Origin of the sequence: Moorena sp. SIO3E8 (genome assembly GCF_010692445.1) — a bacterium.
GTDB lineage: Bacteria > Cyanobacteriota > Cyanobacteriia > Cyanobacteriales > Coleofasciculaceae > Moorena > Moorena bouillonii.
The window spans coordinates 1-12,747 of the sequence record NZ_JAAHHM010000163.1 but is presented as its reverse complement, the minus strand read 5'-3'; the positions used below and the strand labels follow the sequence as shown (position 1 = coordinate 12,747).

The following is a 12,747-nucleotide window of genomic DNA, read 5'->3' as shown; positions in this document are numbered from 1 at the left end:
TTGGGGGACTTTTACCAGCAAATAGATTCTTGTTCCCCCCAGAATTGGGGGGCTAGGGGGGCAAAATTCAATATCAAAAAACTTTTCAGATATCCTCTTAGGGAGTAGGGAATAGGGAGTAGAGAGTAGGGAGTAGGGAGTAGGGGTAATAAACTTGAAGTAATTAACCGGACTTGATATCCCTACTGTATATCCCTACTTTATTGTTTCACTCATCTGCTTCTCTAATTCTTCTAATAATTGATCGACATCTTTCCCAACTTGCTCAAAGCACTCCGGTGGTGAAAATTCAGGTTGAAATTGAATCAGTTTCAACTGTCCATTACCAATACCAATAATCAGAACTTCCTGTTCAGGTTTATGAGCATCCACCACTCCCAAAATTTCCTGAATTTGGTTATTAACCTGACGATTTAGGGTTTCTATTGCTTCCCTAGGACAGTAAACAAAATGTGGCTTCGGTTTCATGTCAAGTCCGAGGGTCTCATCACTTTCTCCTTTTTCCAGAAAGAGCCCCCAAGCTAGTGCAGCTAATTCTTTTTGATTGGCTTTAACAAACTGATCTAACTGATGTTGCCACTTGTGTATTGCTAAGTCTTGCCGATTACTACCGAATAAGTTCATATCGTATTTATCAATCTGGATTTTAGGGAGTAGGGAGTAGGGAGTAGGGAGTAGGGAGTAGGGAAGGTTGGCAAGTTGAAGGGTTGCCAAGTTCCGTAGCGTGGCCTATTGGCCAAGGTTCAACGGAAACGAACCTTTAAGCAATAGTACATAGTTAATATATTCGGCAACTTTGACCTGCTCTGTGGGGATTGTCTAGAGTTAAACAAACCACAAACTAACTCAACAAACTAAGGTAGATGGGTGGTTTTTACCGGAGAACGACACCATGATATCATGTCCGGTACCGCGCACCACCGGACTTGATATGAATGATTTTTGGACAGATATTCTCAACTTTGCCAAAGACACCACAAACCGTGTCGGTAATCGGCACCTTAAGGACTTTGGTCAGGTACAAGGGTCCGAAAAAGCCGATGGTACGTTAGTGACCCAGGCGGACAGGTGGGCAGATCAAGAAATTAGAGATGCGATCGCATCTGATTTCCCAAGCCACGGCGTACTGAGCGAAGAAGCATCCCACCAATTTCCTGAGTCTGAATGGTGCTGGATTATTGACCCTCTTGATGGCACCACCAACTTTACTAGAGGAATTCCCCTGTGGGGGGTTTCCTTAGGCTTGTTGTATCAGGGAACTCCAGTGTTTGGTTATATTCATTTTGCTCCTGTCCAGCAATCTTTTCATGGTTTTTGGCTGGGGAAATCGGAGCTCAGCGGTGTAGAAAACGGTGCTTTTCTCAATGGACGTCCCATCCACAGCAGCCAGGATTCCCCTAGCCAAAACCACTTTTTCAACCTGTGCGCCCGTAGTACCTCAGTGATGAAGCAACCCTTCCCCTGCAAAATTCGGATGCTAGGGGTTGCCAGTTACAACTTTCTCGCCACTGCCAACGGTGTCACCTTAGGAGGAGTGGAAGCAACCCCGAAAATTTGGGATTTTGCTGGAGCTTGGGTGATTATTCACGCAGCTGGGGCAGTTTGGGTCCCCTTAGATTCTCAGGCAATTTTCCCCTTGCAAGTGGGCGAAGATTACGGTGAGCGGTCCTTTCCGACTCTAGTTGCAGCACGTCCGGAATTAGTGAGTGTGTTTAAGCCCTTGGTAGAGTTTCTTGGGAATAAGACAAGTTGAATGGAGAATTAAGAATTAAGAATTAAGAATGCAGAAGGCCAAATGTAGAAGGCCAAATGTAGAATTAAGAATGTAGAATGTAGAAGGTCAAATGTAGAATGATAACTTCAAACTTCAAACTTCAAACTTCTAACTTCTAACTTCAAAAGGGATGTTCCCATAAATAATCTGCGATCGCATTTTCTCCTGCCAGTTTCTCTGGCTGAGCACCCAACAAAACGGAAATTTGTTCCAACTGATGATTGAACCGTCGAGCAACCCGACTGGGTATACCGTAGTCATAGATAATATGACCTTGCCCAGCAATCACTACTACTTGATAATCTGGGTTAGCTTGGGCAAACAAAGCAATCTTCTCTGCCATGGTTTCATCCCATAACACTTGGGCTGTGAAAAAATTGTCGAAGTTGCGACTATTGCTATGACCGGCGTGGTGATGTTGTTGGTAGAATCCCTGAATCAGGTTGCGGTAATCAGCATTATCTGTGCGAATTTCCGATAATGGGGGAATATGTTCCTGCTCAGCAGAGGTTAAACTCTCTAAACCGCTACGGGCTACTTTACGAGTGACCTCAGTAGGTGTATTTAAGGCTAACACAGGCAGTTGATTAGTTTTAGCAAAGCGTACCAGGGGAGCATAATATTCCCAAGGAAAGCCCCAGCGTTGTTCATACTCACTTTGCTTAACCAACTCAGCTTCTGTGATTTCCCCGGCTAGGTATTGATCCAGGATATCTTGAGCTGGGCGCTGGAACATTTCCATTGCGATCGCAATTTTGGAATTTTCACGGGTTAGTGCTTTAATAATCGCTAACTGCGCCTCATGATCTTTTTGGCTGCTGTGAGTTTCTCCTAAATAGATAACCCGGGCTTTTTTCCATTCCGGTAATACCTCTGGTAGGGATAGTAGATTAACCGTTTCTATCTGTTGTTGCTGGCTAGTGGCAGTTGAACTATTATGTTGAGTATGTTGAGCAAAAACTGGGGTAGTACAGAAAAAGAAAAGTCCCAGGGAATAAACAACGACTTTGGTAATTGTACCCATAGAAAATTGATAATAGCGACTCAAAAATCCAACTGGTCATGTTTAGCTTAACGTGATTCAGAGGATATCTGAAAAGTTTTTTGATACTGAATTTTGCCCCCCTAGCCCCCCAACTTTGGGGGGAACAAGAGTCAATTTGCTTCTAAAAGTCCCCCAAAATTGCGGGATTTAGGGGGCTTGGATGTAGCAAATAATACTTCTCAGACAACCTCTCAGGATTGCCAGGAATTAATTGACCATCACAAAATTCCAAAAGCCGATTCAAACCCCAAAATTCATCCACATCACCTTTGCCTGTACTAATGTGAGCCACATGACCCCCTTGGGGAGTTAAAATCAAGTTGGCATAGGGATTACTACTCGTGCGCTCTTCCAATTCTGGAATAATAGTAGGGTCAAAAATCGGGTCATCCGCAGCATAGATGATCAAATAGGGCAAAGCTAAGCTGTCCAACAGGTAAAGTCCACTAGTCTTCTGATAGTATTCATTAACGCTAGCAAACCCGTAGTAATCAATCACCATATAGTGGTCAAAGCTCCGCATTGAGTTAATGCACTCCACTACACCAGGTTTAACAGCCTCAGGAAAGTTTTCTAACCGTTGTTGAGCTGTTTTCCTGAGTTTATGAGTGAACCTCTTTTCGATCAAACGTCCCATTGGCGTAGATAGCAAATAATCTATGGAGCGATTCGATTCCAGATTAGGAGCCAAAACTGCTCCAAACCTGACCAGAGAACAATTGTTTTCAACTGCTGCCTTAAGTCCCCACAATGCCAACTGTCCCCCCATGGAAAAGCCCACCAAACCCACAGGTTCTGGGCAACCCATCTTTACTAATTGCATGGCTAGCTGCAACTGATCTTCCCCTTCTCGCCAACCGTCAGAAGATGGAACTGGGGATAGTTTGGCACTGCGTCCGTTACTGCGCCAATCATAAATTAACACTGCCCAACCATTGCTGTAGGCTTTACGAGCAAGGGTACGACTATACCAACCACTATCGACATCCCCTGTAAGGGCATAGTTAACAATCAGGGTACCTTTGGCATTGTCAGGACAACTCCACAATCCGCGCAACGGTACCTGATCCGCACCAGTGAAGATGTGTTCCTGCCAGGGAATCAGGGGCAAATGGGAAAGCCAAGGTACTCTTTCCCCCCACCAACTCCAGGTCGTGCCGTACCAGTAAGTGGTAGCAATACTTTGGAATAAGCCATTTCTTAGGTACCAGGGAGCTTGGTAGTCTTGCATCAGGTTTCGTGCCTATTTGTAATTACACATCGGAGTATAAGCCCTCCTAGTTCTCTATCGCTGTGGGCAGACAACCCTTTGTTGCTCTAATTTTCAATATCTTTTTCCATCCACCGACGAGTCCCAAAAAACTGACAGGAATTGGTAGCTACCTTTGCTGCTGCGGCTAGGGCATCAGTAAACTCTTTCTTTAGAATATAGTGACAGAAGGCACCGTGAAACACATCCCCAGCTCCCAAAGTATCTACTGCTTGAATCTGGGGTACGGTTACTTCACCGGACACTCCTAAGCTGCGATACTGAATTGGTTTTTCTCCTTGGGTAATGGCAATGTGAGGAATCCCAGCGTCTAGGAGATAAGCCATCACCTCTTCTTGGTCAGAGCACCCTGGTGGATAGAAATTGGCTGAGCAAATGGCGTAATCAACATAGGGCAAAATTGTTTCAAATCCTGGCTTCCAGCTACCGCCATCCATGACTACAGGGATATGATGAGTTTTGGCAAATTTTGCGATCGCATTACTAACCACCATCTGATGACCATCAATGAGCACCACATCCACCATCAAGTCTAAATCCTGAGGTATTTGTGTACTGCTGGCTTGGATTTTAGTAGCATTAATCGAAATAACTGCGCGATCGCCTGTGGATTCCGTAACAATGATAGAAGATACTGGTGGCGGTTGGGGGTTAGCTGGGTCAAGGTCGGCGATGATTACGCCATGACTGGTCAAATCGCTGCGAATTAGCTGAGTAATCGGATTAATTCCCACCACACCTAGAATTTTAGCTAGATTCCCCAGATAGCTAAACGTTACTGCTGCATTCGTTGCTGGTCCCCCAGCCGCTACCGTATAGTCAGAGGCAGTTATTTTTTCATTGCTGCTTGGTAGGTTGCTGCTGAGGTATACCAGGTCTAAGGTAACCATCCCCACAAAAAGACCAGTGCTCGCCATCTAACAACTACCCTTAGTATGATTTTTCATCAGCCTTGTAAAGGTAGAATTGTTGACAGATCCCAACAGTTTCAAAGGAGTATGAAGGGATCAGCGTACCAACATCCAGGTCAGTGCGGTAAATACTAAATAGCAAAAAATTTTCTCGCTTTGTGGTCTGGGCAACAACTTGCTTAATTTGGGGTCGTCCTGTATCCACCAGTATGGTACACTGACGGCGGATGAAACCGTCTAGGGCTTCCGGAGCTTGGGGACAAACTTCTTCTTTTAGATACTTGCTCAGTTGCTCAACCGCATAATCTTCATAGGTAGCTTGTCCAGGATTGGTCACCACCATCGAGCCTCCCACCACCGCCAGCACCATTGTGCCAACAGCGGTGACAACCTGTGAAATCTTCATCTGAATTTTTTAACGATATATTATATATTACGATGGCTATTAAGCCTTCGAGTTCCAGATTAACTGCAAAATAGTGGTAACGTCGAAAGCTGTGATGGAAGTCCTTGAGGGCAAGACAATTGCAGCAATTGTCAGCAAACCACAGGACTGACGGACTGAGCAGAAACCCATCAAAATTTCAGAGATTGTTGATAAACCAACAAATAAGATGCTATAATCAACAACGGTAAGATTATGGCGAGCGTAGCCAAGTGGTTAAGGCAGTGGATTGTGGTTCCACCACTCGCGGGTTCGAGTCCCGTCGTTCGCCCTAAAAGTCCGTGGAATGGGCATCTTGCCCGTATCCTTCCTGGCATATTGGTGGAATGGGCATCTTGGCTGTTTCAACTTTCCGGCATCTTGGTAGAACGGGGAGCCGCCTGTGGAATGGGCATCTTGCCCGTTTCATTTCCGGGCGGGCAGAATGCCCACTCTACTCCTATTCAGCGCGAAGATTCAGCAATGCCAAAAAAATGCAGAAGTAGATTCACATAATCACTTCTGCCTAAATCCTCTCAAGACCATTGACTAGACACCAATAGAGTCTACATCCACAGTCTTGACTTCAGGGTCTTGAGAGTCATTGGCAATCTTTTCGCTTTGGCGGGCTTTGGCAAAGTCAATTAGCCACTGAGACAGCTCTGAAACGAGCAGGGTTATAACTGCGATATCATCAATTTGCCCAATGATGGGAATAAAGTCTGGGGAAATATCAATGGGGCTAAGAAAGTAAACTAGGGTTCCCAAGATGATCCACCAGCGGTACTTGGAATGGCGGATAGTGTTGCGATACCAGTTGTAAAAAGATTGAATTGGATTGTTCATCAAAATTTGCGGCTGAATACCTCATCCCATACCAAGTTGCGTGGGTAGGAAAGCCACACCTCCAACTAATGGTTTAAACGACTGGTTTTAAATGCTCATAAGCCGAGACCAGCCAAACTCGTTATCCCCAAGGGCCACACTTGTTAAGATTTCTTCCAATTAGAAGCAACCACAAAAGGGGTTTTTCCTATAGACCGGACTGGGGAACTCTCCGGCTCTGATGTACCAAACAATGGCTCAATACTCTATAGCTACTATTTATAGTGCCAGATTCTTCCAGAAACCGACTATGGGGATAACCACCCGTTTGATTAGAGTTTTTACTAGAATTTAGGCAGTTGAAACGGGCAAGATGCCCATTCCACCATGAAACGGGCAAGATGCCCATTCCACCATGAAACGGGCAAGATGCCCATTCCACCATGAAACCAAAAATTGAGGCTTTACCTAATATCGAATTTGCTTATCGTGATCAGACCTTAGCCCCATGGAAATGAAATTCTTCCCTATCTCCCCATCTCCCCATCTCCCGTTTCTCCCCATCTCCCCATCTCCCGTTTCTCCCTATCTCCCCACACTCCCCGCACTACCTAAGACACTCTGTACCGGATATGCTAAAGTCCAAGTGTAAATTTCCTGACCTAATCAGTTAACTTGTGGAGAATAGGATCAGTTTCTTGGCAAGTGGTTGAAAATCAATAGAAGATTGATAGACCACTGAGTTATTTGGAAGTAAGGGCAAGTCGTGGATATTGTCGAACTTATTGCAAAAGGTGGGATCGCCATGTGGCCTCTGTTGGCTCTATCGATCCTGACTATGGGTACAATCTTTGAACGGATCTGGTTTTGGGCAACTATAGCGTTGAGGGAAGGCATAATTGTTAATCGTGTTCTAGAGGCAGCAGCTGGTAGCTGGCATGTTGCTAGACAGATTGCCCTAGAGTCACGCCGACAACCCATCGGTAGATATTTGTATGCTCCTTTACGACTAAATAATCCTGAACCAGAAGTATTCCGACTGGCTCTAGAGTCGGCTGCGGATGATGAATTAGCTGCTATGCGACGGGGAGACAAACTCCTGGAAGCTGTGATTGCTCTAGCACCACTGTTGGGATTACTTGGTACAGTGTTGGGCTTGATTAATTCATTGGGTTCCATTCGCATTAGTGACCTTGGCACAGCTTCCACCGATGGGGTGACTCAGGGGATTGGAGAATCACTGATTAGCACAGCTACAGGTTTGATTGTGGCGATTATCAGTCTGGCTTTCTATCGACTATTTCAGGCTTTTTGGTTTAACCAAGTTAAAGTGTTTCGCAAAGCTGGAAGCGAGTTGGAATTGCTTTATCGACAAGATTGGTTACAACAAGAAGAAAGCTCTTAGTCACAGGAAAAATTTATGAATAAAAAAAAGGATTCAGCTCGTTCCCCCATGGCAGTCCGTCCTCTAAGACTGCGAATGGATAGCTCGCCGGAAGAGGTTCGGGTTGAGATTGTTCCCCTGATTGATGTGATTTTTTGTATTCTGACCTTTTTCATTTTGGCAGCTGTTACTTTATCTCGCCAGCAAGCCCTGAGCGTGGATTTGCCTAAGGCAAGTACTGCTAAGCCTCAAGGACGGCAAATCTTAATGGTTAGCCTTAATGAATTTGGTCAACTCTATGTTGAACAGGAGCCAGTAGTAACCCAAGAGCAGTTCAAAAAGAAACTGCAGGCATATCGTCAAACCAATCCTTATGGGTTGATGGCTCTTTATGCTGCCAAGGAGGCTAGTTACAACGAGGTCGTTCAGGTATTGGATGTGCTACGACAAGTGGGAGGCGATCGCGTAGCCCTAGCTACTCTACCAGGATCCTCAGGTCAATCCATTGACTTTATTCCTTCCCTGCCATCGGGAACAGGTGTGCCTAAGGTTAACTCTCCTGGAAACAACTCCTCTGATGCTCTTAATGACATATTAAAGTTCTTGCCTGGATCTACCAATAATAAATAAGGTTTTTCGGAAGTGTGGGGAGATAGGGAGATGGGGAGATGGGGACCCACCCCATTCCCCTCCCAGGAGGGGAATGGGGAGATGGGGAGATGGGGATAATTTTAGGCAAATAGTCAGGATTTTCGCGCCTATTTATCGAAACATCCCCTCATATCCGAATCACGAATTGTTAGTCATTGTCTTGATGCAAAGCGCGAGTGGGGGTTCCCCCCATGAGCGACTGCATCAAGAAAGGAAATTTTGGTTTATCCCCCTATCTCCCTATCTCCCTATCCCCCTATCTCCCTATCCCCCTATCTCCCTATCTCCCTATCCCCCTATCTCCCCACACTCCCCTATCTTCCCACACTTCCCCCTCTCTAGAGTCCTAAGCTGGAACCTGGATTTTTTGGCTTCCAGCAAGACCAAAGGCTTTATGAATAGCTTGCAATGCTCGCACTCCTTGATCTTGGGCAACAACACAGCTAATTTTAATTTCTGAGGTGGCAATCATTTGAATATTGATTTGTTCCTGGGCTAGGGCAGCAAACATTTGTGCTGCGATCCCTGGTTGGCCAACCATGCCAGCACCGACAATACTGACTTTTGCAATATCCGCATCCAGGAGAATTTCACTACACCCAATCACTGGTGCGATCTGTTGTAGAGCTTTCTGAGCCATTTCTGCTTCGGCTTGAGGTACTGTGAAGGCAAGATCCCTGGTGGCAATTCCATTAATGATTCGACAGCGTTGGGACTGGATAATCATATCAATACTAATATTGTGCTCTGCCAAGGTTCCAAATATCTTGGCTGCCATGCCTGGACGATCGGGAATTTGACGAATGGCTAGACGGGCTTGCTTGATGTCTAGGGCTACACCTCGAACGGGGGGATGGGTGATCTCGCTGGAGTGGTCACTATCTGCTGCTTGATCAGCAATGGGTAGATGAATGGGGGTATTGTTGATATCGAAACAGTTACACAAGGCCGCGATCGCGCGATCGCATTCGACAGCATCAATCACACAGCTGACTTTGATTTCGGAGGTGGAAATCATCTCAATGTTGACACCGGCATCGGCTAAAGCCTGGAACATCTGAGCTGCAACCCCAGGACGTCCAATCATCCCTGCCCCAGTGATCGAGACTTTAGCAATATCCCTACCGACCATTACTTCTGCTTCTTGGGTATCGGGGGTGGTTTGGCGACGCAGGGCGGGAGCAATGGCTTCGGCTACTGCTTCCGCTCGATTGATCATAGGGGTATTGACGGTAAAGGCAATATCATTAGTATTCTGTTCGTGAATGGACTGGATAATTAAATCTACATCTAGGTCTTGAACTGCAATTTCACCAAACAACCGTGCTGCTACACCAGGGGAATCGGGCACTCGTAATAGGGCTATTTTTGCCTGGTCGGTGTCATATTCTACGGTATTGACTGGTCGAGCAATTTCCAACCCCTCTAAGGAACGGGGGGGAGAGGTTGGGGAAATTACTCTAGTTCCAGGCTCATCGCTCCAGCTGGATAGTACCACTAAGGTTAAACCATAGTTGCGTGCAATTTCTACGGCACGGGGATGGAGGACTTTTGCCCCTAAGCTAGCTAATTCCAGCATTTCATCAGCAGTAATTTCCGGCATCAGTTGAGCATCCGGTACAATCCGGGGGTCAGTGGTTAAAATCCCCGGTACATCGGTATAAATCTCACACCGAGATGCCCCCAGTGCTGCGGCTAGGGCTACGGCTGAAGTATCAGAGCCACCCCGACCTAGGGTAGTGATTTCTAACTCATCAGTGCTGGTGATGCCCTGGAAACCAGCAACGACTACAACTTTCCCGTCCTTCAAACATCGCTCCAGCCGCTCGGTTTCGATTTGCAGAATCCTAGCGCTACTGTGTTTAGCTTCTGTTACAATACCCACTTGAGCGCCAGTGAGGGAAATAGCTGGTTGCTCTAATTCCTGTAGGGCCATGGATAATAGAGCAATGGACACTTGCTCACCGGTGGATAGCAACATATCCATTTCCCGACGACAGGGATTAGAGGATATGGCTTTCGCTAGTTGTACCAAACCATCGGTAGTCTTACCCATAGCCGACACCACCACTACCACGGAATTGTCCTGTTGCACTGTTTTGAGAATTCGCTGGGCAACGGCTTGTATGCGTTCCACAGAGCCCACCGAGGTACCACCGTATTTTTGGACAACTAGCGCCATAAGCTTATTCCACTATTTGTTTCGTTGTTTGACTCCCGTTTCCAGGATTGAGTGAATCGTAATGTAAGCTATCAGCTATCAGCCGTCAGCTATCAGCCGTCAGCTATCAGCTATCAGCTATCAGCTATTAGCCGTCAGGTATCAGCTGATGGGCTACGGGCACAGCCAAAGGCTTGTCGCCACGCTACTTATCGGTGCTTTTGAATAAAATAAGCTGACCGCTGACTACTGACTGCTTACATCGTAATTCCCTGGATACGTTAACAAAATCATCAATAATTGTCAACAAACAAAAATTTTTTCAGTCTCTTGTTTCTAGGGAAGCAATCAGCTTTCAGCAATCAGCTTTCAGCAATCAGCTTTTGTATCTGGGTTGTCAAGTCATCGATTGCCGAAAAATGCAAGAGGCAAGAGGCAAAATGCAAAAGATATCCGGAGTTTTATTGGAAATAAAAAAAAAGACCATACAGGTTTAAAGCAAGATAGCTGACCGCTGACCGCTGACCGCTGACTACTGACCGCTGAGAGGTTGTCTGAGAAGTCCCATTTGCTACATCCAAGCCCCCGTTGGTCCCCCAATTTTGGGGGACTTGTAGAAGCAAATGGACTCTTCCCCCAAAGTTGGGGGGCTAGGGGGGCAAAATTCAGTATCAAAAAACTTTTCAGATATCCTCTGACCGCTGACTGCTTAGAAACCTTCACCAAATTAAATCAAGATACAGCACAAAACCAGGCAAAACCTCTTCTCCCGATAAACTAGTGGGAGACTCTAAAACGTCAACATCTTTACTTGGTCGATAAATTTCCACTTGTCGCTCTTTACGATTAATCAACCAACCTAAACGAGTGCCATTGTTTCGGTATTCTTCCATTTTTTTGCGAATTGCTATTAAGGTATCACTGGGCGAACGTAATTCAATCACAAAGTCAGGACATAGGGGCAAAAATTTCTCTTGCTGTTGAGGAGTTAAACTATTCCAGCGTGCTAAGGGTATCCAAGAAGCATCGGGAGAACGGTCGGCACCATTGGGGAGTTTAAAACCAGTGGAGGAATCGAAAGCAATTCCCAACTTGTTTTGACGACTCCAGGCTTGAAGTTGGTAGCCTATTTCTAGATTACGGTTTCCTGTGCTGCCGCCAGTAGGTGACATAATAATTAAATCTCCATTAGCATTGCGTTCAAATTTTAAATCGTCGTTGTCTTGACAAAGCTGGAAAAATTGCTCGTCGGTAAGGTTAATTGATTGGAGATCAAGGGTTAAAGTGCTCATGATTGTTTAGGAAAGGGAGTGGGGAGTAGGGAGTAGGGAGTAGGGAGTAGGGAGTAGGGAGTAGGGAGTAGGGAGTAGGGAGTAGGGAGTAGGGAGTAGGGAGTAGGGAGTAGGGAGTAGGGAGTAGAAACCTAAGTGTATTTTATAATTATAATTAACGCTATAGAATTGTTTTAGCGATTGACCTTTGCGACCCTAAACTATTCCGATGTTGTCCTCTAAAAATTGACTACTAATAGAATAGCTAGTGTAGGTACCTGGACAAAAATAAACCTCACAGTATTAACTTGTGTAACGTTGCCAAAAGTCCCTCTGCTCCCTGCTCCCTGCTCCCTGCTCCCTGCTCCCTGCTCCCTGCTCCCTGCTCCCTGCTCCCTGCTCCCTGTTCCCTGTTCCCTGTTCCCTGTTCCCTAAAAGTTGTACCTCACCAAATTGAAAACCGCTATAGTGTAGCAACTCAATTACCATAGTTTGGTCAAAAAAGACAGAACCAACGGCTGGGTTTTTTGGCGAGTTTCAACGATACCTTAGCGATAGGCGTTAAATTTGAGTAGGAAATACCACCACTATGTCTAAAACTATGACCTCTGCTGTTGTGCCTAATACTCCTCCTGTACCGCCAACTCAATATGAACTTCCTTGTGATGACGGTATTCCTATGGAAACGGAACGACATAAACTTCAGATGGAATTGCTGACTGACCCGTTATACCCTTGGTTAGCCCAGCGGGAGGATGGCTATTTTGGGGGTAATATGTTTCTTTACTTCAGTGCAGAACAAATTAAGAATCAAGATTTTCGAGGTCCGGATGTATTTGTAGTGCTTGGAGTTCCCAAAGCCGAACGACTCAGTTGGGTAGTTTGGGAAGAAGGTAAAGGGGTGCATCTCATTTTTGTAAAAACATCATTAATAAAGCATCCCATTTAGGTAAGCACAGCGTAAAGAAAGAATTTTAGGAACATTTTCAATATTCCATTGTGAGCCTGATATTTTAACTCGCATTCCTATT

At 45.6% G+C, this 12,747-nt stretch carries 15 protein-coding genes, 1 tRNA gene and 1 pseudogene; 8 read left to right on the top strand and 9 right to left on the bottom strand.

What is annotated here, in order from left to right:
* Window positions 1–195: 195 nt before the first annotated feature.
* On the bottom strand, window positions 196–624 hold the full coding sequence (locus F6K46_RS34145) for a hypothetical protein (RefSeq protein ID WP_293057520.1): 429 nt from the start codon (window positions 622–624) through the stop codon (window positions 196–198).
* Window positions 625–892: 268 nt separating this feature from the next.
* Here F6K46_RS34145 and F6K46_RS34140 point away from each other — a divergent pair, with 268 nt between their 5' ends.
* A complete protein-coding gene (locus tag F6K46_RS34140; protein WP_366510704.1) occupies window positions 893–1,753 on the top strand; it encodes an inositol monophosphatase family protein in 861 nt (286 codons plus the stop codon).
* A gap of 142 nt (window positions 1,754–1,895) precedes the next feature.
* Here F6K46_RS34140 and F6K46_RS34135 read toward each other — a convergent pair whose 3' ends face one another.
* The 4 genes from F6K46_RS34135 to F6K46_RS34120 form a co-directional block, all read right to left on the bottom strand.
* Window positions 1,896–2,798 (bottom strand): ChaN family lipoprotein, encoded by a 903-nt coding sequence (locus tag F6K46_RS34135; RefSeq protein WP_293057489.1) that lies wholly within the window; start codon window positions 2,796–2,798, stop codon window positions 1,896–1,898.
* Between the two features lie 142 nt (window positions 2,799–2,940).
* A complete protein-coding gene (locus F6K46_RS34130; protein WP_293057492.1) occupies window positions 2,941–4,050 on the bottom strand; it encodes an alpha/beta fold hydrolase in 1,110 nt (369 codons plus the stop codon).
* An 86-nt stretch (window positions 4,051–4,136) separates the two neighbouring features.
* Window positions 4,137–5,006 carry a sugar kinase gene (locus F6K46_RS34125; protein ID WP_293057495.1) on the bottom strand — a complete coding sequence of 290 codons (870 nt, stop codon included), beginning with the start codon at window positions 5,004–5,006 and terminating at the stop codon, window positions 4,137–4,139.
* 13 nt (window positions 5,007–5,019) lie between these two features.
* The gene (locus F6K46_RS34120; protein WP_070391431.1) at window positions 5,020–5,406 is read right to left on the bottom strand and encodes a DUF4359 domain-containing protein; all 387 of its coding nucleotides are present in this window, start codon (window positions 5,404–5,406) and stop codon (window positions 5,020–5,022) included.
* Window positions 5,407–5,643: 237 nt separating this feature from the next.
* Between F6K46_RS34120 and F6K46_RS34115 the strand changes: the two genes are divergently transcribed.
* Window positions 5,644–5,716, top strand: a tRNA-His gene (locus tag F6K46_RS34115).
* A 47-nt stretch (window positions 5,717–5,763) separates the two neighbouring features.
* A complete protein-coding gene (locus F6K46_RS34110; protein ID WP_293071466.1) occupies window positions 5,764–5,940 on the top strand; it encodes a hypothetical protein in 177 nt (58 codons plus the stop codon).
* Window positions 5,941–5,973: 33 nt separating this feature from the next.
* Here the strand turns inward: F6K46_RS34110 and F6K46_RS34105 are convergent, their stop codons facing one another.
* Both F6K46_RS34105 and F6K46_RS34100 read right to left on the bottom strand, forming a co-directional pair.
* The gene (locus F6K46_RS34105) at window positions 5,974–6,270 is read right to left on the bottom strand and encodes a YkvA family protein (RefSeq protein WP_075897075.1); all 297 of its coding nucleotides are present in this window, start codon (window positions 6,268–6,270) and stop codon (window positions 5,974–5,976) included.
* Between the two features lie 187 nt (window positions 6,271–6,457).
* Window positions 6,458–6,694, bottom strand: coding sequence for a hypothetical protein (locus F6K46_RS34100; RefSeq protein ID WP_143727482.1), 237 nt, complete (start codon window positions 6,692–6,694; stop codon window positions 6,458–6,460).
* A gap of 321 nt (window positions 6,695–7,015) precedes the next feature.
* Between F6K46_RS34100 and F6K46_RS34095 the strand changes: the two are divergent.
* Together F6K46_RS34095 and F6K46_RS34090 are read left to right on the top strand one after the other, a co-directional pair.
* Window positions 7,016–7,624: pseudogene (locus F6K46_RS34095) on the top strand (MotA/TolQ/ExbB proton channel family protein); the annotation flags it as partial.
* A gap of 45 nt (window positions 7,625–7,669) precedes the next feature.
* The gene (locus tag F6K46_RS34090; RefSeq protein WP_075897071.1) at window positions 7,670–8,263 is read left to right on the top strand and encodes a biopolymer transporter ExbD; all 594 of its coding nucleotides are present in this window, start codon (window positions 7,670–7,672) and stop codon (window positions 8,261–8,263) included.
* A 367-nt stretch (window positions 8,264–8,630) separates the two neighbouring features.
* Here the strand turns inward: F6K46_RS34090 and F6K46_RS34085 are convergent, their stop codons facing one another.
* Window positions 8,631–10,466 carry an aspartate kinase gene (locus F6K46_RS34085; RefSeq protein WP_075905249.1) on the bottom strand — a complete coding sequence of 612 codons (1,836 nt, stop codon included), beginning with the start codon at window positions 10,464–10,466 and terminating at the stop codon, window positions 8,631–8,633.
* Between the two features lie 51 nt (window positions 10,467–10,517).
* On the opposite strand from F6K46_RS34085, the gene F6K46_RS34080 reads away from it, so the two are divergent.
* The gene (locus F6K46_RS34080; protein WP_198954250.1) at window positions 10,518–10,670 is read left to right on the top strand and encodes a hypothetical protein; all 153 of its coding nucleotides are present in this window, start codon (window positions 10,518–10,520) and stop codon (window positions 10,668–10,670) included.
* A gap of 494 nt (window positions 10,671–11,164) precedes the next feature.
* Here F6K46_RS34080 and F6K46_RS34075 read toward each other — a convergent pair whose 3' ends face one another.
* Window positions 11,165–11,737, bottom strand: coding sequence for a Uma2 family endonuclease (locus F6K46_RS34075; RefSeq protein ID WP_293057510.1), 573 nt, complete (start codon window positions 11,735–11,737; stop codon window positions 11,165–11,167).
* Between the two features lie 287 nt (window positions 11,738–12,024).
* Here F6K46_RS34075 and F6K46_RS34070 point away from each other — a divergent pair, with 287 nt between their 5' ends.
* Window positions 12,025–12,207, top strand: a complete 183-nt coding sequence (locus F6K46_RS34070; RefSeq protein WP_293057512.1) for a hypothetical protein — start codon at window positions 12,025–12,027, stop codon at window positions 12,205–12,207.
* A gap of 98 nt (window positions 12,208–12,305) precedes the next feature.
* Window positions 12,306–12,665, top strand: a complete 360-nt coding sequence (locus tag F6K46_RS34065) for a Uma2 family endonuclease (protein ID WP_366510705.1) — start codon at window positions 12,306–12,308, stop codon at window positions 12,663–12,665.
* Window positions 12,666–12,747 lie beyond the last annotated feature (82 nt).

Coding starts and splice junctions, on each gene's coding strand:
- F6K46_RS34130 (WP_293057492.1), bottom strand. CDS start 4,050: ATGCAAGACTACCAAGCTCCCTGGTACCTAAGAAATGGCTTATTCCAA.
- F6K46_RS34145 (WP_293057520.1), bottom strand. CDS start 624: ATGAACTTATTCGGTAGTAATCGGCAAGACTTAGCAATACACAAGTGG.
- F6K46_RS34075 (WP_293057510.1), bottom strand. CDS start 11,737: ATGAGCACTTTAACCCTTGATCTCCAATCAATTAACCTTACCGACGAG.
- F6K46_RS34120 (WP_070391431.1), bottom strand. CDS start 5,406: ATGAAGATTTCACAGGTTGTCACCGCTGTTGGCACAATGGTGCTGGCG.
- F6K46_RS34065 (WP_366510705.1), top strand. CDS start 12,306: ATGTCTAAAACTATGACCTCTGCTGTTGTGCCTAATACTCCTCCTGTA.
- F6K46_RS34135 (WP_293057489.1), bottom strand. CDS start 2,798: ATGGGTACAATTACCAAAGTCGTTGTTTATTCCCTGGGACTTTTCTTT.
- F6K46_RS34090 (WP_075897071.1), top strand. CDS start 7,670: ATGAATAAAAAAAAGGATTCAGCTCGTTCCCCCATGGCAGTCCGTCCT.
- F6K46_RS34105 (WP_075897075.1), bottom strand. CDS start 6,270: ATGAACAATCCAATTCAATCTTTTTACAACTGGTATCGCAACACTATC.
- F6K46_RS34140 (WP_366510704.1), top strand. CDS start 893: ATGATATCATGTCCGGTACCGCGCACCACCGGACTTGATATGAATGAT.
- F6K46_RS34125 (WP_293057495.1), bottom strand. CDS start 5,006: ATGGCGAGCACTGGTCTTTTTGTGGGGATGGTTACCTTAGACCTGGTA.
- F6K46_RS34100 (WP_143727482.1), bottom strand. CDS start 6,694: ATGGTGGAATGGGCATCTTGCCCGTTTCATGGTGGAATGGGCATCTTG.
- F6K46_RS34085 (WP_075905249.1), bottom strand. CDS start 10,466: ATGGCGCTAGTTGTCCAAAAATACGGTGGTACCTCGGTGGGCTCTGTG.